The following is a 21,089-nucleotide window of genomic DNA, read 5'->3' as shown; positions in this document are numbered from 1 at the left end:
CCGCCCCGCCCGCCGTTCCGGCATGGCTCCTCGGGTCGAGGCCGAGGATGGCGAAACGGAAAGGCCGCCGCCCTGTCTGGCCACGGCAGGCATTCCGCCGCCGAAGCGGACAGCCGCCCGCCGCCTCCGGCGCCGCAAGCAGGATGACGAAGCGGGCAGCCGCCGCCCCTTCAGTGCTTCCGCGCCTGCACCAGATACGCGTCGATGGTCGTTTCGCCCAGCCATTTGACCGCTTCGAGCCGGTGCAGCCCCTCGACCAGCACGTAGCGCTTGCCGTCGAAGCGCACCTGGATCGGCGTCTTTAGCCCGTTCTCGAGGATGTCCTCGGCGAGAAGCCGTGCCGTCTCCGGGTGCAGCGTCTTTCGCCGCGCCGCCGGAACGTAGATGTCGTCGATCGCGATCGTCTGGGTTCTCAGCATGAATTCTCCCGGCGCGTCCCCTCCTCCAACCGATAGGCCTTTTGGCGGGCAAGGCCAAGGCCTGATCGGAGTGAGCCGCCCCCGTGCACAAATCCGCGCATCCGTCCCGCCCAACCCCTTCTTTTCGCTCGCATTCGCCTCCCGCCGTCCGCTTTTTCATCCACGCCCCGCGCGACCGGCCTACACTTTCCCCGCCCTTTCCCCTCGGGACGCGTGGTCGCGACGGCGCCAGGCGGGAATGGGACGGCGCGGCGGCCCGCCTCGAACGTGGAGGCGGGAGGCCGACCGGGAGCCCTTGCGAAGGGGATCGATAGCCTCAGCGCCTGGCGCTGGGATGCTCGGTAACGCGGCATTCCGGCAAAAGCGGCCGGAGACGGCACGGTCGGTCCCATGTCCGCTCCTCTTCGCCGAAAGGCGGAAAGGCGCGGACCAGGCAGCAGCCGGCAAGCCCGGTAGGACGCCGGACGGGCGGCCGCGAGGTCGCAGTCACTTCACTCAAGATGCGCGACCCCGCGGCCGCCCGTCTCCCGCCCCTTCGGCTCATCCAGAGCCCTGAGCCCTGAGCCCTGAGCTTGTCGAAGGGTCGAAGGGTCGAAGGATCAATGGCCAGACCGGAAACGGGGCGTGGCGAGGACGGGGCGCGGACCTTGCCGAACCGCCATCGCATGTTGAGCGCGGCCTTCATCCGGCCGGTCAGGGCCGTGTATCGCACCCATATGCGATAGCCCGCCCTTGTGGGGATGGGTCAGGGGTGGGGGTAAAACGACGGATCGGGACGGACCTGACCGGCGGATGAGCTGAAAATGAATTCCGGCCACACCCGCCCTGCCCGCTACGTGCTGATGCGACCGTGCGGCACGCCGTACATCAGCCGCGCGAACCCGTCGCCCGGAACGTGGACCAGCGTGCGATGATCGCCGCCCTCGAACCAGACGTCGTCATGCATCTCCAGCCCTTCGTCCACCACGCAGGCGATGCGGTAAGGCACGCCGAACACCGGCACGGCGCCCTCGTCGCAATCGGGAAACAGCGCGCTCGCCTCCTCCTCGGAGGCGAGTTCCACCCGCTCGCCGATGATGTTTTCGATCTTGCCGAGATCGACATGGCGCGACGCCGGCACCACGGCCAGGAGGTAGCCGTCGTCCCATTTCAGCACCACGCCCTTGGCGAGCGCGCCGCCCGGAACGTGGCTGGCCTTCGCCGTCATCATCGAGCAGCCGGTTCTGGCGTGCTTGCTCGCCTCGTAGGGGATGCGGTTGTCCTCGAGATATTCCTGCATCGTCAGCGCGATACCCATGGCCGGATCCTTTCGCCGTCAGTCAGCCTCGAAGGGGCCAGCCTTCCGGTGAAGCGGGCGAAGGGGCGCCTGAACCGCGCGAAACGGACGTCGCCGCGCGCTGGCCGGCACCTCTACCGGCTGGCCGCCGCGCCGCGCTCGAAAGCCGGCGCGGATATGCGGCAGGATACACCCGCTGCGGGACGACGGCAACGAATCCGCCCATCGGCCGCGCCGCATGAACGGCGCGCGCCGGTTTCGCCGCGGCACGAAAAAGCCCGCGCGGCCGGCGCGCGGGCTGCGTCGATCGTCGCGGTTTCGCGGCTATTCGGCCGCCTCGACCGTGTCGGCCCAGTCCTTCGTGGCGGTTTCGCCGCCGAGGAAGGGCAGCACCGTCCGGGTCAGCTCCGGCGCGAGGAATATGTCGTAATGCGTCGCCCCCGGCAGGATCGCGAGGCGGTTCCTCGACATGTTCTCGCGCATCCAGCCGGCGTCCTTCAGACCGCCGCCGAGAAGCTGGTAGAACTCGACGACGTGCTCGGGCCGGTACATGTCGCTGTCGCCATAGACGAGCATCACCGGCATGGCGAGCTTCTTGACGTCGCCCGCCCAGTCGTAGGGCTCGCGCATCAGCGCGCCCATCGCATCGAGCAGGCGCGGAAAATCCTCCGGCTTCGGCGCGACCTCCGCATAGGACTTGTACATCGGCGTGTCCTTCATCATCTCGGCCATGCCGGCGCCCACCTGCGCCTGCATCGGCAGCATCTCGGGATAGAAGCCGTCCCGCGCGAAGCCGGTGGAGACCAGCGCCAGCCGGCGCACCCTGTCGGGATGCTGCACGGCGAGCCGGAAGCCGGCGCCGCCGCCCATCGAATAGCCGAGCACGTCGACCTGATCGTAGCCGAGCTCGTCGAGGATCGCGGCGAGATCGTCGCCCATCGCTTCCAGGCTGATCGGGCGATCGCCCAGCTCCGTGCGGCCGTGACCGTGCAGGTCGACGCCGATCACCTGCCGGCCCTCGGTCAGCGCCGGCAGGATCGGCCTGAACATGTCGGTGGAGCCGAGCCCGCCATGCAGCAGCAGCAGCGGCTCGCCCTCGCCGTGGATCTCGTAGTAGTAATTGACGCCGTCGACCTCGACGTGACCGCTCCTCGGTCCGGTTTTCTCCTCGGCGCGAAGGATCGACGGCGCGGCGAAGAAGGCGGCGGCGGCAAGCATCGTCAGCAGAGTGGCTTTCAGCATTTCAGTCTCCCATGGTCCCCGGCGACTGAAACCGTCGTCCGGCTGTTTCGATGCATGGAAGACGAATGGCCGGAGGTGATTTCGACAGGCCGCGCGAAAAAATTTCGGGTGAGGAAGATCGCCGGCGGGCACCGCCGTTCACAGCACCGTCGCGACCACCAGCCAGACCAGCGCGGAAAGCTTTGCAGCATGGCCGTACCGGCTCGCGGAACGGTCGGCCGTGCGCCAGACGCAGGCGACCAGGAAGACGTTCAGCGGCAGCGGCGCGGCAAAGACGGCGATGACCAGCCAGAGCGGATAACCGAGCTCCAGGAGCACCAGCGACGCCGTCATCATGGCAAGGTTGAACAGCGTGGCGAAGAGGATCATGTCGCGCCAGAAAAGCGTGGCGAGCGGCACCTCGCCGCGCCATCGCGCCGCCAGGAAGCCCGGCGCGCGTGCGCCAATTTCGGCACGGTCCAGCGCCGCGCCATGATCGTTCACTTCGGCTTTCACGCCGCAACCGCCTTTCGCTCACGTCTTCCGGCTTGCGACTCTACCCGAGTCCGGGATCGGCGAAAGCCTGTATTTGAAAGTCCGCGTCCGGATTCAGTAGCCACGAGGCGGCACGAAGAGGCAGATCGTCTTGCCGTCGTTCTTGCCGGCGACCGAGCACCAGTGGAAGACGCCGTCAGGCGACGGGCGCACCTTGCGCGACGTCATCGGGATCACCTCGCCCGTTACCCTGATGACGTAGCCCTCCGGACCTTCGATGATGTCGGTCTCGGACACCTCCCGGCAATCATAACCGGAGCAGCAGGACACGGGATAGCTCCAGCCGGAGGGCGCGTCGTGCGCGGCGGCGGGAAGGAGTCCTAGTGCGAGGATGGAGGCAAAGGTTGACATGCCGGCTTTGCCGAGCGTCCGTGGAAGTCCTGAAGCGAACATGGCCTGTTCCCTTTGGGTTGTCCTCCCCCGCCGAAAAATGCTGCGCTTCCATGGTTAACCAAACGTTAACAGTGCCATGTTGTTCCGGCGGAACAATATGCTGCGGCGCGCGCTTATACCTCGTCGTCAACCCGCCCGGAGCTCACGGTGCTCGACCATCGCAAGCCGAAACCGGAAGCGCTGCTCGACCCGAAGCTCGCCGCGAGACACGCCTCGCTCACCTATGTCAACGACGAGAAGCCCGGCATCCGCCGCAGGCGCGCGGGGCGCGGCTTCCTCTATCTCGGCCCTCGCGGGAACAAGCTGGGCGAAGGCGAGACGCTGGACCGTATCCGCTCGCTCGCCATACCGCCGGCATGGACGGACGTCTGGATTTCTCCCGATCCAGACGGCCACATCCAGGCCACCGGTCGCGATGCCAGGGGCAGGAAGCAATACCGCTATCACGAGCGCTGGGCCGCCTGCCGCGACGACGTGAAATATTCGAGCCTGGCGGCCTTCGCGGAGAGGTTGCCGATGCTGCGTGCGCAAATCGATGCGGATCTGCGCCGCCACGGGCTGCCGCGCGAGCGGGTGATCGCGTCCGTCGTCTGGCTGCTCGACAACACGATGATCCGCGTCGGCAATCCGGCCTATGCCAGGGAAAACAAGAGCTTCGGCCTGACCACGCTCAAGAGCCGCCATGTCGAGATCGCGGGCGCCAGCCTGCGCTTCGCCTTTCAGGGCAAATCCGGCAAGGAATGGAAGCTCAAGCTGGTCGATCGCCGCATCGCCCGCATCGTGCGCAGCGCGCAGGAACTGCCGGGCCAGCACCTCTTCCAGTATCTGGACGAGGAGGACACCCGCCATGCGGTGCGCTCGGACGACGTCAACGACTATATCCGCGAGACGATGGGCGACGATTTCTCGTCGAAGCATTTCCGCACCTGGGGCGGAACGGTGCACGCCGCGATCCTGCTCGCCACCACGCCGCCGGCCGGGACGAAGACCGGCCGCAAGCGGCAATTGAACGAGATGATCGACACCGTCGCCCACCGGCTCGGAAACACCCGCGCCGTCTGCCGCGACTGCTACATCCACCCGCGCGTCGTGGAAAGCTGGGAAAACGCCGCGCTCGCCGGGGAGATGCTGGCGGCGCGTCGCTCCTTCCGCAAGGTGCCGGACGGGCTCGACGAGGAGGAGATGCTGGTGCTGCGCTGGCTGGGGCAGGCCTGAAACGGCCCCTGCCCCTACGGACAGGGATTGCCGAGCTTCTGGTGCAGCGCGTCCACCGCCTCCTGCATCTCGGCCGTCCATTTCACGTCCGCCGAAGCGAGCGCGGTCTCGAGCTGCGCGGTGGAGGTCGCGCCGATGATGTTGGACGTGACGAAGGGCCGGTGGGTCACGAAGGCATTGGCGAACAGCGCCGGCTCCATGCCGTATTCGCGGGCGAGATCGTTGTAGGCCTTGTGCGCCTCGGCCGCGCCCGGCGTCTCGTAGCGCTGGAGGCGGTCGAAAAGCTGCTTGCGCGACCCCGCCGGCAGCGCGCCGTCGTCATATTTGCCGGTGAGATAGCCCTGCGCCAGCGGAGAATAGGCAAGCAGGCTCACATCCTCGCGGTCGCACACCTCGGCGAGATTGACCTCGAAGGTCCGGTTGACGAGGTTGTAGGCGTTCTGCAGCGAGACGACGCGCGGCCCGACGCCCTTGTCGGCCTCGTGGATGAACTTCATAACGCCCCACGAGCTCTCGTTCGAAAGCCCGAGATGGCGGATTTTGCCGGCCTTCACCAACTCGTCGAAGACGGCCAGCGTCTCGGCGATCGGGGTTTCGTCGGCGACGCGTTCGGCCGGCCATTTGCCGATGCGGGTGGGGTTGGAGCCCCAGGGCACCAGCCGGTCCGGGAAATGGATCTGGTAGAGGTCGAGATGGTCGATGCCGAGCTTGGCGAGCGACTTGTCGATGGCATCGAGAATGTCCGCCCGCACCAGCTTGGACGGCCGGCCTCCCCGGAACCATTCATTGGCCGTACGGCCGACCACCTTCGAGGCGATGATCGCCCGGTCGCGGTTGCGGCGCGCCTTCAGCCAGCTCCCGATGATCGCTTCCGTGCGCCCTTGCGTCTCGGCTTTCGGCGGGATCGGATAGAGCTCGGCCATGTCGAAGAAATTGACGCCCCGCTCCGCCGCCATGTCGAGCTGCGCATGGCCTTCCGCCTCCGTGTTCTGCTCGCCGAAGGTCATCGTGCCCAGGCAGATTTTCGAGACGAGGAGGTCGGTGCGGCCGAGCCGTCGTTTTTCCATGAATGTTTCTCCGAGCGGGATGATGCGGCGCGAATGCGTCCTGCCCCGCAGCATAGACAATATTTCCCGGCGCACCAACAACCTTGCTCCGCGGCGCGGCGCAAAGTCTTCATTCACATGGGCAAAGGAAATCTTGACGAACTTCCATGCGATCGGATTGACAATGCGGCCGCTATCGGTTCCGCTCACCGCCATTGCGGAGCCCGAAATGAACGCACGCTCGACTTCCCTTGCGCCTTGTGCCGGCCTGCCCGGCAGCGAGACCGCAGCGAACCAGGCCGGGGCAGGAATTCGGCATCGCCCTGCAGTCCGCTAGCAGCAAAGACATACGCCATGCCCAAGACAGACATCGCCCGCCGGGTCTACAACCACACCTGGAAGCTCGACCCGATCATCCGCAGCCTCCTCGACACCGACTTCTACAAATTGCTGATGCTGCAGATGATCTGGGGCGTCTATCCCACTGTCGACGCGACCTTTTCGCTGATCAACCGCACCAAGAGCGTGAAGATCGCCGAGGAGATCGACGAGGGGGAGCTGCGCGCCCAGCTCGACCATGCGCGCACGCTGCGCTTCACCAAGAAGGAGATGATCTGGCTGGCCGGCAACACATTCTACGGACGCAAGCAGATCTTCGAGCCGGACTTCCTCAACTGGCTGACGCATTTCCGCCTGCCCGAATACGAGCTTTCCAAGCGCGACGGTCAGTACGAGCTGCATTTCCACGGTCGCTGGCACGACACGACGATGTGGGAGATCCCTGCCCTCGCCATCATCAACGAGCTGCGCTCGCGCGCGGCGCTGAAATCCATGGGCCCCTTCGCGCTCGACGTCACCTATGCCCGCGCCAAGGCCAAGGTCTGGGAAAAGGTCGAGCGGCTGCGCAAGATCCCCGACATCCGCATCTCGGACTTCGGCACCAGGCGGCGCCATTCCTTCCTGTGGCAGCGCTGGTGCGTGGAGGCGCTGAAGGAAGGCATCGGCGCCTCCTTCACCGGCACCTCGAACGTCCTGCTCGCCATGGATACCGATCTCGAAGCGCTCGGCACCAACGCGCACGAATTGCCGATGGTGCTGGCCGCATTGAGCCAGAGCGACGCGGAGCTGCGCGCTTCGCCCTATCGCGTGCTTCAGGACTGGCAGCGCTATTACGGCGGCAATCTCTTGATCGTGCTGCCGGACGCGTTCGGCACCGCCTCCTTCCTGCGCGACGCGCCGGACTGGGTCGCCGACTGGACCGGCTTCCGCCCCGACAGCGCCCCCCCTATCGAGGGCGGCGAGCGCATCATGGATTGGTGGCGGGACCATGGCCGCGATCCGAAGGAGAAGCTGCTCATCTTTTCCGACGGCCTCGACGTCGAGACGATCGAAAAGACGTTCCGTCACTTCAACGGCAAGGTCCGCATGTCCTTCGGCTGGGGCACCAACCTGACCAACGATTTCGAGGGCTGCGCGCCCGCCCACAACGATGCGCTTCGCGCCATCTCGCTCGTCTGCAAGGTCACCATGGCGAACGGCCGGCCGGCGGTGAAGCTCTCCGACAATCCGGAGAAGGCCACCGGCGATCCGAAGGAGATCGCGCGCTATCTGAAGGTGTTCGGAGAGGAAGCGCGCGTGCGGCAGCCGGTCAACGTCTGACCGGGAACGCCAGCCCGGTCGGCCGCGTTCTCGCTTCTGTAAGCCCGCGTTTCGAGCAAAGGAGGCATAGCGATGGCCGAGACGGTCACCCTTACCGATCATGACGAGGTCCGCGACTGGGCGGCCGCCCGCGCCGGCTCTCCGGTCGTCATCGACACCTCCCCCGAGGGCGGCACGCAGCCGATGCTGAACATAGTCTTCGACCAGGCTTCCTACGAGGATCAGGACACAGCCGAGCGGCCGGAAAATGCCGGCGGCTTCGAACTGGTCGAATGGGACGAATGGTTCAAGCTGTTCGACGCCCACGGATTGGCCCTGGTGGTGAACCGGGACGAGCCCGGGCGACGCGACAATTCGTTCCGGCTCGTCAAGCTCTGAACCGGCGGGTTTCGAACGGCTCCGCCACCTGCGGCGCGCCACGTAAGGCGGCGCGTGATCGTTGCGTTTGCCCACAGGCAAAATTGCGGGCTTTTTGGACAATCCCCGATCGCGCCGATTGCTTGTGCAAATTGCGGGTTGAAAACTCGAAATCCTGATGATCAGATACACCCAAAAGAAGTAAGGGGACGCGCCGTGGCATCGGCGCAACGATGGTCGCGCCGGCAGTGTCGTCGCTTCGGGAATGGTAGGGGTGGGCCGATAACCCAGATACTCGAAGTCCAGGACCTCAAGACTGTCTTCCACACCCATGACGGCGTCATTCACGCGGTCAACGGCATAAGCTTCAATCTCGCCGAAGGCGAATTGCTCGCCGTCGTCGGCGAAAGCGGCTCCGGCAAGAGCGTGGCGATGATGTCGCTGATGCAATTGCTGCCGAGCCCGCCGGCCGAGATCGCCAGCGGCCGGGTGCTGTTCCAGGACCGCGATCTGGTGAAGCTCTCGGCTTCGCAGATCCGGCAGGTGCGCGGCGCGCGCATCGGCTTCGTCTTCCAAGACCCGATGACCTCGCTCAACCCGGTCTTCACGGTCGGTTACCAGATCATGGAGCCCCTGCGCGAGCATATGGGCCTGAACAGGAAGCAGGCCCGCAGGCGCGCCGCCGAGCTGCTCGAGCTCGTCGGCATCCCGGCCCCGGAAAAGCGCCTCGACGACTATCCGCACCAGTTTTCCGGCGGCATGCGTCAGCGCGTGGTGATCGCGATCGCGCTTGCCTGCGACCCGAAGGTGCTGATCGCCGACGAGCCGACCACGGCGCTCGACGTGACGGTGCAGGCGCAGATACTGGAGCTCGTCCGCGACCTGCGCCAGAAGCTCGGCATGGCGATCATCTGGATCACGCACGATCTCGGCGTCGCCGCCGGCATCGCCGACCGGGTGATCGTGATGTATGGCGGACAGGTGGTCGAGCGGGCGAATGTGCGCGACCTCTTCGACAATCCGCAGCATCCCTATACCCGCGCGCTTCTCGACTCCCTGCCCGGTCGTCACGAGGCGGGCGAAAGGCTGCGTTCGATCGCCGGCCAGCCGCCACTGCTCCTGCGGGAACCTTCCTCCTGCCCGTTTGCGCCGCGGTGTTCCCACGCCTTCGACCGCTGCCTTCAGAAAAACCCGCGCCTGATCGAGGCGGAGGACGAGCATTACGTCGCCTGCTGGTGGAACCCTCTGACGGAAGGGGCGCGGAATGTCGCTTGAGGCCGCGGAAGTTCCGGCAAAACCGGCCGCCGGCACCCCACCCCTCCTGAGGGTGGAAAATCTCCAGATGCACTTTCCCGTCTACAAGGGGATACTCAGGCGGCGGACCGGCGCGGTGAGAGCCGTCGACGGGCTGACTTTCGAGATCCGCAAGGGCGAGACGCTCGGGTTGGTCGGCGAAAGCGGCTGCGGGAAATCGACGACCGGCCGCGCCCTTCTCAGGCTCTACAAGGCCACCGGCGGACGCATCGTGTTCGACGGCTCCGACATCGCCTCGCTCGAGGGCGAGGCGCTGCGCCGCATGCGGCCGCGCATGCAGATGATCTTCCAGGACCCGCAGGCCTCGCTCAATCCGCGCATGACGATCGGCGCGATTATTGCCGAACCGCTCGTCGAGCACAGCCTCTACAAGGGCGAGGCCCGCAAGCGGCGGGTGCGCGAGCTGCTCGACGCGGTCGGGCTCAACCCCGACTACATAAACCGCTACCCGCACGAATTCTCCGGCGGCCAGAGGCAGCGCATCGGGATCGCGCGGGCGCTGGCGCTCGATCCCGACTTCATCGTCTGCGACGAGCCGATCGCCGCGCTCGACGTCTCGATCCAGGCGCAGGTCGTCAATCTCCTCGAAGACCTGCAGAGGAAGCTCGGCCTGACCTACCTCTTCATCAGCCACGACCTGTCGATGATCCGCCACATCGCCGACCGCGTGGCGGTGATGTATCTCGGCAAGATGGTGGAGCTGGCCGATGTGGCGACGCTGTTTTCCGCGCCGAAGCATCCCTACACCCGTGCCCTGCTTTCGGCGGTGCCGGTACCCGACCCCGCGATAGAGGCCGAACGCCGGCGCATCATCCTCAAGGGTGACATCCCCGATCCGGCCAACCCGCCGGCGGGCTGCCGCTTCTGCACGCGCTGTCCGGAGGCGATCGAACGCTGCTTTACAGAGGAGCCCGCCTGGCGGGAACTCGACACCGGCCACAAGGTGGCTTGCCACAGAGCATAGCGAAGGAGGTTGCTGAAGCCGCCGCGGCGACGCGGCATTCCTGCATGAGTTGAGAAAAATCCCTGCCCCGCCTTGCCCTGGGAACGGCGGACGGCGGCAGCGGAAGCCGAAGAGCAACGAAACCTGGGGAAATGATCATGAAGAAAATGGCAATGGCGTTGGCGGCGGGCGTGGCCGCCCTGTCGCTCGGCGCGGGCGCGGCGAAAGCCGAGCGCGGCAGCGACGGAAACCTCAACATTCTCTACTGGCAGGCTGTCTCGATCCTCAATCCGTTCCTTTCGGGCGGCATCAAGGACGTCGAGGCCTCCTCGATCGTCATCGAGCCGCTGGCGAAATACGACGAAACCGGCCAGATGGTGCCGGCGCTGGTGGACGAAATCCCGACCCTGGCGAATGGCGGCATTTCGGAGGATCTCAAGTCGATCACCTGGAAGATCAAGGAGGGGGTGGTCTGGTCGGACGGCACACCCTTGACCGCGCATGACGTCGCTTTCACGGCGCAATATTGCATGGCGCCCGACGGCGGCTGCCAGCAACTCGCGAAATTCACCGATGTCGAGAAGGTGGAAGCGGTCGACGACCAGACGGTGAAGGTCACGTTCTCCGTGGCCAAGCCCTTCCCCTACGGCCCGTTCGTCGGCAAGGAATCGCCGATCATCCAGAAGGCGCAGTTCGAGAACTGCGTCGGCCCGAAGGCGCCCGAATGCACCGCGCAGAATTTCGGGCCGATCGGGACCGGACCGTTCCGCGTGGTCGATTTCAAGGCCAACGACGTCGTCACCTTCGAAGCCAACCCGAACTACCGCGATCCGGCCAAGCCGGCCTTCGCGACGGTGATGATCAAGGGCGGCGGCGACCCGACATCGGCGGCGCGCGCGGTGCTCGAGACCGGCGAATTCGACTACGCCTGGAACCTGCAGGTGGAGCCGGAAATCCTCGCGCAGATGGAAGCGGTCGGCAAGGGCGTGATCGTGACCTCCTTCGGCACGTCGGTGGAACGCATCGAGGTGAACCTGACCGATCCGTCGCCGGACAAGGGCGCCGACCGCTCCACCCGCGCGGGCGGCGAGCATCCCTTCCTGAAGGACCCGGCGGTGAGAAAGGCGCTCTCGCTCGCCATCGACCGCGAACTGCTGGTCGAGGCGGGATACGGCGCGGCCGGCAAGCCCACATGCAACATCCTGCCTGCGCCCGAGAACTATGCCTCGACCGGCGTGGACTGGTGCCTCAAGCAGGACGTCGAGGCGGCCAACAAGCTGCTCGACGATGCCGGCTGGGTGCCCGGCGCGGACGGAATTCGCGCCAAGGACGGGGTTCGCCTTTCGGTGCTCTACCAGACATCGACCAATTCGGTGCGCCAGGCAACGCAGGCGCTGGTCAAGGACATGTGGGCCCAAATTGGGGTCGAGACCGAGCTGCGCAACATCGACGCCGCCGTGTTCTTCGGCGCCGACCCCTCGAGCCCGGACACGCTGCAGAAATTCTATGCCGACCTGGAGATGTACACCAACAACTTCCCCGGCACCGATCCGGAGGGCTACATGGCCGGCTGGCTCTGCAGCAACATCCCCAACCCGGACAACAACTGGCTGGGGACCAATCAGCCGCGCTTCTGCAACGAGGAGTATGACGCCCTCGTCCACGAAATGGCGAAGACGGCCGATCTCGCCGAGCGCGGCGAACTGGCGAAGAAGATGAACGACATCCTCTCCAACGAGGGCGCGCTCATCCCGCTCATTCACCGCGGCGAGGTGGCGGCGCATTCGGTGACCGTCGAGGGCATGCGGATGAATTCCTGGGATTCGCAGGTCTGGAACATCGCCGACTGGACCCGCAAGAAATAGCGGCGAGGCAACCGGCCCGCGCGCCACGCGCGCGGGTCGTCCAATCGAAATTCCGTGATCGAGTGAGGGCGCAGACGCCATGGCCGGATCACGCCCGAGGCCTTGTCCATGCTGAACTACACGCTTCGACGACTGATGTTCGCCGTCCCGACGCTGCTGATCATCAGCTTCATCATCTTCGCGCTGCTCGACCTCGCGCCGAACGATCCCACCGGCAACTTGCCGCTGACGATTCCGCCGGAGGTGCGCGCGCAAATCCGCGAATCGCTCGGACTCGGGCAGCCTTTTCACATCCGCTATCTCAAATGGCTCGAGCAGTTCTTCGTCAACGAACCGCTGAACGTGCTTGAAAAGATGACCGGAATCGAGATCGGCAATTCCGCCGAGCGCCTGCGCATCCGCTCCTGGGCGACACGCAGCCCGGTCGTCGACCTGATCGTCGAGCGCATGCCGCAGACCCTGCTGGTGGTGGGCATGTCCTATCTGGTGGGCGTGCTGATCGCCGTGCCGATCGGCGTGATTTCCGCCTACAGGCAATATTCGCTGTTCGACCAGATCGGCACCTTCGTCTCCATGGTCGGCTTTTCGGTGCCCACCTTCTTCACCGGCGTGGTTCTGATCGTCATCTTCAGCGCCAACCTCGGCTGGTTCCCCTCGATCTACGACACGACGCTGCGGGTCACCGACTGGTCGAGCTTCTGGGCGCAGGTGCGCCAGATGGTGCTGCCCGTCACCGTGCTCGCACTCTACAACGCAGCCCAGCTCAGTCGCTTCGTGCGCGCCTCGATGCTCGACAATCTCAACCAGGACTATGTGCGCACCGCCCGCGCCAAGGGCATGCGCGAGCGCGTGGTGCTGCTGGTCCACGTGCTGCGCAACAGCCTCATACCGGTCGTCACCGTCATCGCGCTCGGCGTGCCGACCATCTTTTCCGGCGCAATCATCACCGAGCAGATCTTCCGCGTGAACGGGCTCGGGCAATTGCTGATCACCGCGATCCAGGGCGCCGACATACCGCTGGTCCAGACGCTGACCTTCATCTTCGCCGTGCTCATCGTCACCTTCAACCTGATCGCCGACATTCTCTACGGCATCCTCGACCCGAGGATACGCTATGACTGACACCGTGTTGAAACCGCGCGAAGGTTCCGCCGCGCCGCTGCAGACCAGGCAGCGGACGCTCGCTTCGGATGTCTGGCGGCAGTTCCGCCAGCATCGCGGCGGCGTGATCGGCGCCTGCATCTTCATCGCCATCGTGCTTATGGTGATCTTCGGCCCCTACCTGCACGACATCGATCCCAAGGCGCTCGACGTGCGCGCCAAGAACCAGGGGCCGTCCTTCGCGCATCCGATGGGCACCGACAATCTCGGGCGGGACATGTTCGCGCAGGTGCTCGCGGGCGGACGCACCTCGCTTTCCGTCGGCGTGACCGCGATGATACTGTCGCTGTGCCTCGGCACGACGGTCGGGGTGATCGCCGGCTACGTGAGGAAGCTGGACGGCTGGCTGATGCGGCTGACCGACCTTTTCCTGGCTCTGCCGCTGCTGCCGCTGCTGCTCGTCATCATCATGCTTTTCCGCGACACGCTGAGGAAGGCGTTCGGGCCGGAGACCGGCATATTCTTCCTCATCGTCTTCGTGATCGGCATCACAAGCTGGATGCAGACCGCCCGCATCGTGCGAGGCGCGGTGCTTTCGGTGAAGGAGCAGGAATTCGTGCTGGCCGCCAAGAGCATCGGCACGCCGGGGCGACGGATCATCCTGCGACACATACTGCCCAACGTGCTGTCGCCGATCATGGTGTCGGCGACGCTGGGCATCGCCACCGCGATCATCACCGAATCGGCGCTGAGCTTCCTCGGGCTCGGCTTCCCGTCGGATTTCCCGACCTGGGGACGGCTCCTCTATGACGGCGTCAACTTCCTCACCATCAACCCGTCGCGGGTGATCTGGCCGGGGCTGGCGATCTCGCTGACCGTGCTCAGCATCAACTATATGGGCGACGGGCTGCGCGACGCGCTCGACCCGCGCATAAGGGGGCGATAAACCGGCACCGCCCCGCAGGCGCCCGGGCTCAGGCCGCGTCCCAGACCGGCGAGAAGTCGAAGTCGCAGATGCGGCCGCCGGGGCGGGCGAGTGCCGAGATCGCGGCCATTTCCTGCGCCGTCAGGGCGAAATCGAAGATCGACGCGTTCTCGACGAGACGTTCCTTGCGCGTGGTGCGCGGGATGGCGACGACGCCTTCCTGCTGCACGTGCCAGCGCAGCACGACCTGCCCCGGCGTCTTGTCATGCGCCTTCGCCGCCGCCTGCACGGCCGGTTCCGCGAACAGGTCGCCACCGCGCGAAAGCGGGCAATAGGAGACCATCGCCATGCCGGCGGCACGGCAGGCCGCGTAAACCTTGCCCTGGTCGAGATAGGGGTGATGCTCGACCTGGTTGACGACCAGCGGCGCCTCGGAAAGCGAAATCGCCTCGGCGAGAAGCGCGGTCGGGAAATTCGACACGCCGATATGCCGCGTCAGCCCGTCGGCCCTGGCCTTGTTGAGCGCCTCGACGGTCTCGCGCAGCGGCACCTTCGGGTTCGGCCAGTGGATGAGCAGCAGATCGACCTGGTCGAGCTTGAGCCTGGCGAGGCTCTCTTCGGCGGAGCTGCGGAAGTCGGCGGCGGCGAGATCCGTCCACCACACCTTGGTGGTGATGAAGATATCGTCACGGTCGAGGCCCGAGGCGCGGATGCCCTCGCCCACGGCTTCCTCGTTGCCGTAGCCGGCGGCCGTATCGACATGGCGGTAGCCGACCGAAATCGCATGGCGGACGAGCTCGGAGCAATCATCGCCCTTCAGCGTCCAGGTGCCTAGACCGAGAGCCGGGATGCGGGCGCCATTTGCTTCGACTACGTGCATTGGAATTCCTTTCGGCTTGGCAGGATCGCGATGTTCCGTGCTATCGATTGCGCGGGGAGCGCAGACCAACACGGGCCCGCAGGTAGACTTAGTGCAGCACACGATAAACCACAAACGCCGCATCACGGCCATCGATTTTGGCCGCGGCGCCGCGCTCGTCGCGATGGCGATCTACCACTTCACCTGGGACCTGGAATTCTTCGGATATGCCGATCCGGGCCTGACGACCCAGGGCGGCTGGAAGCTTTTCGCGCGCGCCATCGCCTCGTCCTTCCTGTTCCTCGTCGGCGTCAGCCTGTTCCTTGCGCATGCGAATTCCATCCGCTGGCGACCCTTCCTCAAGCGGCTCGCGATGGTGGCCGGCGCCGCCCTGGCGATCTCGATCGTCACCTATGTCGCGGTGCCGGGCGGCTTCATCTTCTTCGGCATCCTGCACCAGATCGCGCTGGCGAGCCTGCTGGGCCTCGCCTTCCTGCGCCTGCCGGCCGTCGTCGTCGTGCTTGCCGCGATTGCCGTCATCGCGCTGCCGCAATATTTCCGCTCGTCCGCATTCGACCACCCCACGCTCTGGTGGGTGGGGCTCTCCTCCGCCCATCCGCGCTCCAACGACTATGTGCCGCTCTTCCCATGGTTCGGCGCCGTGCTTCTCGGCATCGCGGCGGCGAAGCTGGCCGACGGTGCGGGCCTCTTCGAACGGATGCGCTCCTGGTCGCTCGGGCGCTGGAGCGAGCCGGTGCAGCTCGCGGGCCGCCACAGCCTCGCCTTCTACCTCGCCCATCAGCCGATCCTCATCGCCTGCATCTGGCTGTTCTCGCAGATCGTGCCGCCGAGCGAGGCAAGCCGCGAGGCGCGCTTCACCGGCGCCTGCCGGGCGCAGTGCGAAGCGACCGAATCGGCCGAGTTCTGCTCGCTCTACTGCGTCTGCGTGCTCGACCGGCTCGAATCGGAAGGCCGTTTCGCCGAGGTCTATGAAGGCCGCCCGAGCGCGGAAACCGCCTCCCGGTTGCAGGAAATCGTGAGCGCGTGCACATTCGACAGCGAGGTGTCGGTCGAGGAGGAGCAGTGATGGCCGAATTCCAGGAAAGACCCAACACGCTACCCTGGCCGCCATTGATCTATCTGGCGGCGATCGCGGTCAGCGTCATCGCCGGCTGGCTCGTTCCCCTCCCCTGGTTCGGTTCGCCGCTGTCGGAGTTCCTGTTCGCCGTCGGCCTGCTGGTCGTGCTCGGCGCGATAGCGATCGACGTCTCCGCCATGCAGACGATGCGTCGCGCCAAAACGACCGTCCTGCCCCATCGCGCCTCGGAGCATCTGGTGACGAGCGGCGCCTTCTCCTTCACCCGCAACCCGATCTATCTCGGCAACACCATGATCATGTTCGGGATCGGACTGATCTCCGGCATCGCCTGGTTCCTGGTATTCGGACTGGTCGCAGCGTTCGTCACCCAGAAGCTCGCGATCGAGCGCGAGGAGAAGCATCTCGAGGCCCGTTTCGGCAAGAAGTACCGCGACTACGCCAAACGCGTCAGGCGGTGGATCTAGGTCGTTAACGCAGGGTCGTCGCTCCCGCCGCGGCCGGTCCGCGCCCAGATGTCGAGCTGATCGAGGATCGCGACGAGCCGTCGCCCCTTCGGGGTCAGCAGATAGGTGACGCCGCGCGGAAACGTGGCTTCCGAGATCCGCGTCACCAGGTCCGTTTCGCAAAGCGCGTCGAGCCGCTCCGTCAGCACTTTCGGCGAAATGCCCGGCAGCGCCTTCATCAGCTCGCCATTGCGCTTCGCTCCGGCTTTCAGATGCCAGAGGACGAGCGCGTTCCAGCGATGTCCGAGAAGGGCGAGCCAGAACTCGACCACGCACTCATCCGGTCGTCTCGCGGACGGCTCTTCGGCGAGGCCCGGCAGCTTCGTTTCGGCGTGCATTGGCCATTCCTTCCCGTTTGGATAGTTCCGTGGCGGCGTGCTTGAACCCGATTCCGGTGAATCGAAAGGACAAGCCCATGGTCAAAGTCATGCATCCGCGCGAGCTCAATGCAACATTTGCGAGCTTGTACAACGCGCGAGACCTCGAAGGCATGCTCTCGCTCTACGAGAGCGGGGCAGCACACCAGAACGCCCAGACACAGGCGACGGATGTCGGCCTGCCGGCCATCGAAGCCTCGCTGCGCGCCTTGCTGGATCTTTCCGGAAGGATGATCTCGCGAAACAATTTCTGCATCGTCTCGGGCGATCTGGCGCTGCTGCGCGCCGACTGGTCGATCAGCGATACCCAAGGCAGGCCGATCGCCGAGGGAAGCTCGGCGGAGATCGCCAGACGCCAACCGGACGGCTCGTGGCGTTCCGTCGTCGATCACGCGGTCGGAGCCAGCCAGCCGCGCGTTGCGGACTGACGATCAGGTGCTGACGCCGAGCTCGACCAGCCGCTCGACGCAGGATTCCTCCGCGTGGTCGAGCTCGGAAAGCGTCTCTTCGAGGTCGCGCCGCTTCTGGCGCAGTTCCTCGCGCTTTTCCTCGATGCGCTTGATCATCAGCTTGAGCTGCCCGACCTCGCCCGGCGGCTCCTTGTAGATCTGGATGATCTCGCGGATCTCGTTGATCGAGAAGCCGAGCCGGCGCCCGCGGATGACCTGACGGATGAGATGGCGGTCGGACGGACGGAAGAGCCGGGTCCTCCCGCGGCGCACCGGCTGGACGAGGCCTTCGTCCTCGTAGAACCGGATCGTCCGCGTCGAGATGCCGAATTCGCGGGTCAGTTCGGTAATCGAATAAAATTCCCGCATCGCCGATCCAATCCTGCCGTTGGCGGGACCGCCAGGTGCCACAATCGATGCGCAAAGGCGATCCTTGTTGGAGCACCGGGCGACCCGGAGGCGAACCTGTCACCTCGGGACCGATGCTCAGTCGGCGAATTTCGCATGGCACTTACGTAAAAGTCAATTCCGGAGGGAAAAGACCAGCTTCTCCGGCGTCGATCACAACAGGCCGAACCACCATGTTGCGAGACCGAGGAAGGCGAAGAAGCCGACCACGTCCGTGGTCGTCGTCACGAAAACGGCCGACGCCACCGCCGGGTCGGCGCCGAACCGGTCGAGCAGCAGCGGGATCATGATGCCCGCGAAGGCGGCGACGAACATGTTGATCACCATCGCTGTGGCGATGATGACGCCGAGGTCGGCATCCTGGAACCAGAAACCGGCGACGATGCCGATGAGCGTCGCGAAAATGATTCCATTGAGAAAGCCGACGCCGATCTCGCGGCGGATGATGCGGCCGGCATTGTAGATGTCGAGATCCTTCGTGGCGAGCGCGCGCACCGTGACGGTCATGGTCTGCGAGCCCGCATTTCCGCCCATGCCCGCAACGATCGGCATGAGGATCGCAAGCGCCACGATCTGCTGGATGGTGGCGTCGAACAGGCTGATGACGGACGCGGCGAGGAAGGCCATCACCAGGTTCACCATCAGCCACGGCACGCGCGAGCGCGAGGCGGCGAGCACGCTGTCGGAAAGCTCCTCGTCGCCGACGCCGCCGAGGCGCAGGAGATCCTCCTCCGCCTCCTCCTGGATCACGTCGACCACGTCGTCGATGGTCAGCACGCCGACGAGCCGGTCGTTCTCGTCGACGACGGCGGCGGAGAGCAGATCGTACTGCTCGAAGACCTGCGCGGCCTCTTCCTGGTCCATCGTCGCCGGAATCGCGTGGCGCGTCTCGTGCATGACGTCCTCGATGCGCACCGAGCGCTGCGTGCGCAGGATGCGGTCGAGGTCGACCGCGCCGACGAGGCGGAAGGTCGGGTCGATGACGAATATCTGGCTGAAGCTGTCGGGAAGATTGTTGTCCTCGCGCATGTAGTCGATCGTCTGACCGACGGTCCAGAACGGCGGCACGGCGACGAATTCGGTCTGCATGCGCCGGCCGGCGGTCTCTTCCGGATAGTCCAGCGAACGGCGCAGACGGATGCGCTCCGTGAACGGAAGCTGCGCCAGGATCTCGTCCTGGTCCTCCTGGTCGAGGTCCTCGAGGATGTAGACCGCGTCGTCGGAATCGAGCTCCTGGACGGCCTGGGCGATCTGCTCGTTGGGCAGGTTCTCGACGATGTCGAGGCGAATCGCCTCGTCGACCTCGGTGAGCGCGGTGAAGTCGAAATCCGTGCCCATCAGCCGCACGAGCTCGCGCCGCTGCTCCGGCATCAGCGCCTCGAGCAGGTCGCCCACTTCCGACTGGTGCAGCGAGCCTACGTCTTCCCTGAGGGTGCCGGTGTCGCCGTCCGCGATCGCCGCGTTGACGTGGTCGAGGAAGGAATGGCGGATGACGCCGTCCTCGTCATAGATGTCGGCGCGCGCGCCGTCCGCGGTGCCGGCGCCTGGAGCGGTTTCGTTCATGTTTTCCAACGGCGCCTCCTACCAACGACAATCTCAGGAGATTGCTACCCCTGTAACGCGGTGCGACCGCAAACACAAAGCCGAACCGCCGCCGACACGGCCAAGAAAGCCAATGCCGCACAAGATTGTCATCTGGATGAAGGTGGAGCCGTCGCGATCGGCCTCCAGGACGGCGGCAAGCGGCGGCGGCGACATTCGGCGGAACAGGGGCCGACGAGGTTCGCCGCCTATGCCGGCTCGGCCAAGGGCTGAGCCACGGGGACGAAGTCGCAGACCGGCTCGCCCTAATGTCGCGGTTCAGGGCGGTGGGGTAAAACTTTCAAGGTCTCGCGCTTCTTCGGCAGGAAGATCGAAAGATGGCAGCCAAAGCAAAGATAACCACCGGGACCAACGACCGCCCGCTGGACGAGACGATCGTTCAAGCAGACGAAGGCCTCCCGACGATAGCTCGCGACCCGTCGAGGTCATCAAACAAGCCAGGAAGTCGCTTGAGAAAACGCCCCGTTCGAAGACGGGCAAGAAGGCGAGGTGGACCGACTGAGCAGTGGCGCCCCGTGCATTTGGCAGTGTGTCAGCGGGCGGATGAGGATCGGTATCGAGATCGCGCAAAACTGGATCCTGCAAAGCAGATCTGCCGTTGCCTCACGATCTGTCTACAACTCGATCATGCTTTATTGGGGATATGCGGTTTACGCTCGCCACCTGTTCTATTGCCGCCACGCGCCATCTTTGGTTTCCTGATATGGATTTTAGATTATTTTCCTAAAGGTGGGGGCGTGGAAATTATCGATGACCTGCAGAAGGTATGGCCGTTAATCGAACTAGCCCCATGGTCGTTTACTGCAATCGGTGTTGCCCTTCTGGCGATCGGGTGGGCATCAGGTCGCTTCATGTTCAGTGAACGTGTTCAAACACTCAAGGAGCGGGTGGACGCCTATAGAGAAAAACTCGATGGCGCCTCGCCAGATGAAGCGCGCCGACGCCTCTATGTATTAGAAACACAAGTGAGGGAGCTATCCCCTCGGCGTCTAACCACGGAACAAATCGACGCCATTGCACGGGCTGTCTCTGTTTACCCTGGTGAGGTTCATATCGCTCAGGACATGGCAGCAGCCGATGCTCGCACGTTGGCCGCTGGCTTCGCCGCAGCTTTCGGGAGAGCCGGTTGGCAGGTTAAAATGCCCTCTGTAATGGGCATCGGCAATCCACCGCCATCAGGTATCGCTTTGAAAGTCGTAGATGCTGGCAATTTGGACGATCGAGAGAAATATATTCGCGATGTGTTGAACAAAGCAGGGATATCCTTTGATATCCAGCCAGGCCGAAAGGGTAGGAGCCCTCAGTTAGATCGAAGCATCTATTCATTTTCCAATGACGCAGAACTTCTCGTCACGACCAAAGGTCTGTAACGCAAAGCCACCTCCCTCCTGTGGCCACCTGGTTGCGGCCGATCAAACGGTGTGCTTTGATCTTTTTCTGCACCTAGCCAGGAGATGTCCCATGCCGCCGGTCATCGCAGCCGTGGGCGCCTCGCCCGCCTCC

22 protein-coding genes are annotated in these 21,089 nt (G+C 64.9%); 12 read left to right on the top strand and 10 right to left on the bottom strand.

Annotated elements, in window-relative coordinates:
- Nucleotides 1–170: 170 nt before the first annotated feature.
- The 5 genes from XW59_RS08920 to XW59_RS08900 all read right to left on the bottom strand — a co-directional run bounded on the left by XW59_RS08920 (nucleotide 171) and on the right by XW59_RS08900 (nucleotide 3,822).
- Nucleotides 171–419: a ParB N-terminal domain-containing protein gene (locus XW59_RS08920; protein WP_047144616.1), complete on the bottom strand. Its 249-nt coding sequence runs from the start codon at nucleotides 417–419 to the stop codon at nucleotides 171–173.
- 832 nt (nucleotides 420–1,251) lie between these two features.
- The gene (locus XW59_RS08915; RefSeq protein WP_047144615.1) at nucleotides 1,252–1,716 is read right to left on the bottom strand and encodes a YbaK/EbsC family protein; all 465 of its coding nucleotides are present in this window, start codon (nucleotides 1,714–1,716) and stop codon (nucleotides 1,252–1,254) included.
- Nucleotides 1,717–2,019: 303 nt separating this feature from the next.
- Nucleotides 2,020–2,937, bottom strand: coding sequence for an alpha/beta hydrolase (locus XW59_RS08910; protein WP_047144614.1), 918 nt, complete (start codon nucleotides 2,935–2,937; stop codon nucleotides 2,020–2,022).
- 138 nt (nucleotides 2,938–3,075) lie between these two features.
- Entirely contained in the window at nucleotides 3,076–3,432 is a 357-nt protein-coding gene (locus tag XW59_RS08905; protein WP_052958073.1) for a hypothetical protein, read from the bottom strand.
- A gap of 93 nt (nucleotides 3,433–3,525) precedes the next feature.
- Entirely contained in the window at nucleotides 3,526–3,822 is a 297-nt protein-coding gene (locus XW59_RS08900; protein ID WP_047144940.1) for a hypothetical protein, read from the bottom strand.
- A 189-nt stretch (nucleotides 3,823–4,011) separates the two neighbouring features.
- Between XW59_RS08900 and XW59_RS08895 the strand changes: the two genes are divergently transcribed.
- Complete coding sequence (locus XW59_RS08895) at nucleotides 4,012–5,079, top strand: DNA topoisomerase IB (protein ID WP_047144613.1); 1,068 nt, start codon at nucleotides 4,012–4,014, stop codon at nucleotides 5,077–5,079.
- A 14-nt stretch (nucleotides 5,080–5,093) separates the two neighbouring features.
- On the opposite strand, the gene XW59_RS08890 is transcribed toward XW59_RS08895, so the two are convergent.
- The gene (locus XW59_RS08890; RefSeq protein ID WP_047144939.1) at nucleotides 5,094–6,146 is read right to left on the bottom strand and encodes an aldo/keto reductase; all 1,053 of its coding nucleotides are present in this window, start codon (nucleotides 6,144–6,146) and stop codon (nucleotides 5,094–5,096) included.
- Nucleotides 6,147–6,479: 333 nt separating this feature from the next.
- On the opposite strand from XW59_RS08890, the gene pncB reads away from it, so the two are divergent.
- From pncB to XW59_RS08855, 7 genes are all read left to right on the top strand, one after another.
- Complete coding sequence (gene pncB / locus XW59_RS08885; protein ID WP_047144612.1) at nucleotides 6,480–7,784, top strand: nicotinate phosphoribosyltransferase; 1,305 nt, start codon at nucleotides 6,480–6,482, stop codon at nucleotides 7,782–7,784.
- A gap of 72 nt (nucleotides 7,785–7,856) precedes the next feature.
- The gene (locus XW59_RS08880; protein ID WP_047144611.1) at nucleotides 7,857–8,162 is read left to right on the top strand and encodes a hypothetical protein; all 306 of its coding nucleotides are present in this window, start codon (nucleotides 7,857–7,859) and stop codon (nucleotides 8,160–8,162) included.
- 195 nt (nucleotides 8,163–8,357) lie between these two features.
- Nucleotides 8,358–9,416, top strand: coding sequence for an ABC transporter ATP-binding protein (locus XW59_RS08875; RefSeq protein ID WP_246666043.1), 1,059 nt, complete (start codon nucleotides 8,358–8,360; stop codon nucleotides 9,414–9,416).
- Nucleotides 9,406–10,419 (top strand): ABC transporter ATP-binding protein, encoded by a 1,014-nt coding sequence (locus XW59_RS08870; protein WP_047144610.1) that lies wholly within the window; start codon nucleotides 9,406–9,408, stop codon nucleotides 10,417–10,419. The genes XW59_RS08875 and XW59_RS08870 overlap by 11 nt, the downstream gene beginning before the upstream one ends.
- A gap of 137 nt (nucleotides 10,420–10,556) precedes the next feature.
- Nucleotides 10,557–12,263 (top strand): peptide ABC transporter substrate-binding protein, encoded by a 1,707-nt coding sequence (locus XW59_RS08865; protein ID WP_047144609.1) that lies wholly within the window; start codon nucleotides 10,557–10,559, stop codon nucleotides 12,261–12,263.
- Between the two features lie 108 nt (nucleotides 12,264–12,371).
- Nucleotides 12,372–13,385, top strand: coding sequence for an ABC transporter permease (locus tag XW59_RS08860; RefSeq protein WP_047144608.1), 1,014 nt, complete (start codon nucleotides 12,372–12,374; stop codon nucleotides 13,383–13,385).
- Nucleotides 13,378–14,310: an ABC transporter permease gene (locus XW59_RS08855; protein ID WP_047144607.1), complete on the top strand. Its 933-nt coding sequence runs from the start codon at nucleotides 13,378–13,380 to the stop codon at nucleotides 14,308–14,310. The genes XW59_RS08860 and XW59_RS08855 overlap by 8 nt, the downstream gene beginning before the upstream one ends.
- Before the next feature lie 28 nt (nucleotides 14,311–14,338).
- Here XW59_RS08855 and XW59_RS08850 read toward each other — a convergent pair whose 3' ends face one another.
- Nucleotides 14,339–15,169, bottom strand: a complete 831-nt coding sequence (locus tag XW59_RS08850; protein WP_047144606.1) for an aldo/keto reductase — start codon at nucleotides 15,167–15,169, stop codon at nucleotides 14,339–14,341.
- Between the two features lie 91 nt (nucleotides 15,170–15,260).
- Here XW59_RS08850 and XW59_RS08845 point away from each other — a divergent pair, with 91 nt between their 5' ends.
- Both XW59_RS08845 and XW59_RS08840 read left to right on the top strand, forming a co-directional pair.
- Nucleotides 15,261–16,235: a DUF1624 domain-containing protein gene (locus XW59_RS08845; RefSeq protein WP_047144937.1), complete on the top strand. Its 975-nt coding sequence runs from the start codon at nucleotides 15,261–15,263 to the stop codon at nucleotides 16,233–16,235.
- Nucleotides 16,235–16,711: an isoprenylcysteine carboxylmethyltransferase family protein gene (locus XW59_RS08840; RefSeq protein WP_047144605.1), complete on the top strand. Its 477-nt coding sequence runs from the start codon at nucleotides 16,235–16,237 to the stop codon at nucleotides 16,709–16,711. Before XW59_RS08845 ends, XW59_RS08840 begins: the two co-directional genes overlap by 1 nt.
- On the opposite strand, the gene XW59_RS08835 is transcribed toward XW59_RS08840, so the two are convergent.
- Nucleotides 16,708–17,088, bottom strand: a complete 381-nt coding sequence (locus XW59_RS08835; RefSeq protein WP_047144604.1) for a helix-turn-helix domain-containing protein — start codon at nucleotides 17,086–17,088, stop codon at nucleotides 16,708–16,710. The genes XW59_RS08840 and XW59_RS08835 overlap by 4 nt on opposite strands.
- A gap of 77 nt (nucleotides 17,089–17,165) precedes the next feature.
- On the opposite strand from XW59_RS08835, the gene XW59_RS08830 reads away from it, so the two are divergent.
- Complete coding sequence (locus XW59_RS08830; protein WP_047144936.1) at nucleotides 17,166–17,555, top strand: hypothetical protein; 390 nt, start codon at nucleotides 17,166–17,168, stop codon at nucleotides 17,553–17,555.
- Nucleotides 17,556–17,558: 3 nt separating this feature from the next.
- On the opposite strand, the gene XW59_RS08825 is transcribed toward XW59_RS08830, so the two are convergent.
- Together XW59_RS08825 and mgtE are read right to left on the bottom strand one after the other, a co-directional pair.
- Nucleotides 17,559–17,945 (bottom strand): MerR family DNA-binding transcriptional regulator, encoded by a 387-nt coding sequence (locus XW59_RS08825; RefSeq protein WP_047144603.1) that lies wholly within the window; start codon nucleotides 17,943–17,945, stop codon nucleotides 17,559–17,561.
- Nucleotides 17,946–18,137: 192 nt separating this feature from the next.
- Nucleotides 18,138–19,547 carry a magnesium transporter gene (gene mgtE, locus XW59_RS08820; RefSeq protein ID WP_136068103.1) on the bottom strand — a complete coding sequence of 470 codons (1,410 nt, stop codon included), beginning with the start codon at nucleotides 19,545–19,547 and terminating at the stop codon, nucleotides 18,138–18,140.
- Nucleotides 19,548–19,903: 356 nt separating this feature from the next.
- On the opposite strand from mgtE, the gene XW59_RS08815 reads away from it, so the two are divergent.
- A complete protein-coding gene (locus XW59_RS08815) occupies nucleotides 19,904–20,956 on the top strand; it encodes a hypothetical protein (RefSeq protein ID WP_136068084.1) in 1,053 nt (350 codons plus the stop codon).
- The last annotated feature ends 133 nt before the right edge of the window (nucleotides 20,957–21,089 follow it).

The organism is Aquamicrobium sp. LC103, from assembly GCF_001014615.2.
Taxonomy (GTDB): Bacteria; Pseudomonadota; Alphaproteobacteria; order Rhizobiales; family Rhizobiaceae; genus LBCQ02.
Note: the sequence above shows the minus strand (reverse complement) of the source record. Positions and strands in the feature narration are given on the sequence as shown.

Coding starts and splice junctions, on each gene's coding strand:
- XW59_RS08870 (WP_047144610.1), top strand. CDS start 9,406: ATGTCGCTTGAGGCCGCGGAAGTTCCGGCAAAACCGGCCGCCGGCACC.
- XW59_RS08850 (WP_047144606.1), bottom strand. CDS start 15,169: ATGCACGTAGTCGAAGCAAATGGCGCCCGCATCCCGGCTCTCGGTCTA.
- XW59_RS08860 (WP_047144608.1), top strand. CDS start 12,372: ATGCTGAACTACACGCTTCGACGACTGATGTTCGCCGTCCCGACGCTG.
- XW59_RS08920 (WP_047144616.1), bottom strand. CDS start 419: ATGCTGAGAACCCAGACGATCGCGATCGACGACATCTACGTTCCGGCG.
- XW59_RS08840 (WP_047144605.1), top strand. CDS start 16,235: ATGGCCGAATTCCAGGAAAGACCCAACACGCTACCCTGGCCGCCATTG.
- pncB (WP_047144612.1), top strand. CDS start 6,480: ATGCCCAAGACAGACATCGCCCGCCGGGTCTACAACCACACCTGGAAG.
- XW59_RS08900 (WP_047144940.1), bottom strand. CDS start 3,822: ATGTCAACCTTTGCCTCCATCCTCGCACTAGGACTCCTTCCCGCCGCC.
- XW59_RS08815 (WP_136068084.1), top strand. CDS start 19,904: ATGGCAGCCAAAGCAAAGATAACCACCGGGACCAACGACCGCCCGCTG.
- XW59_RS08915 (WP_047144615.1), bottom strand. CDS start 1,716: ATGGGTATCGCGCTGACGATGCAGGAATATCTCGAGGACAACCGCATC.
- XW59_RS08825 (WP_047144603.1), bottom strand. CDS start 17,945: ATGCGGGAATTTTATTCGATTACCGAACTGACCCGCGAATTCGGCATC.
- XW59_RS08910 (WP_047144614.1), bottom strand. CDS start 2,937: ATGCTGAAAGCCACTCTGCTGACGATGCTTGCCGCCGCCGCCTTCTTC.
- XW59_RS08855 (WP_047144607.1), top strand. CDS start 13,378: ATGACTGACACCGTGTTGAAACCGCGCGAAGGTTCCGCCGCGCCGCTG.
- mgtE (WP_136068103.1), bottom strand. CDS start 19,547: ATGAACGAAACCGCTCCAGGCGCCGGCACCGCGGACGGCGCGCGCGCC.
- XW59_RS08880 (WP_047144611.1), top strand. CDS start 7,857: ATGGCCGAGACGGTCACCCTTACCGATCATGACGAGGTCCGCGACTGG.
- XW59_RS08865 (WP_047144609.1), top strand. CDS start 10,557: ATGAAGAAAATGGCAATGGCGTTGGCGGCGGGCGTGGCCGCCCTGTCG.
- XW59_RS08890 (WP_047144939.1), bottom strand. CDS start 6,146: ATGGAAAAACGACGGCTCGGCCGCACCGACCTCCTCGTCTCGAAAATC.
- XW59_RS08830 (WP_047144936.1), top strand. CDS start 17,166: ATGGTCAAAGTCATGCATCCGCGCGAGCTCAATGCAACATTTGCGAGC.
- XW59_RS08835 (WP_047144604.1), bottom strand. CDS start 17,088: ATGCACGCCGAAACGAAGCTGCCGGGCCTCGCCGAAGAGCCGTCCGCG.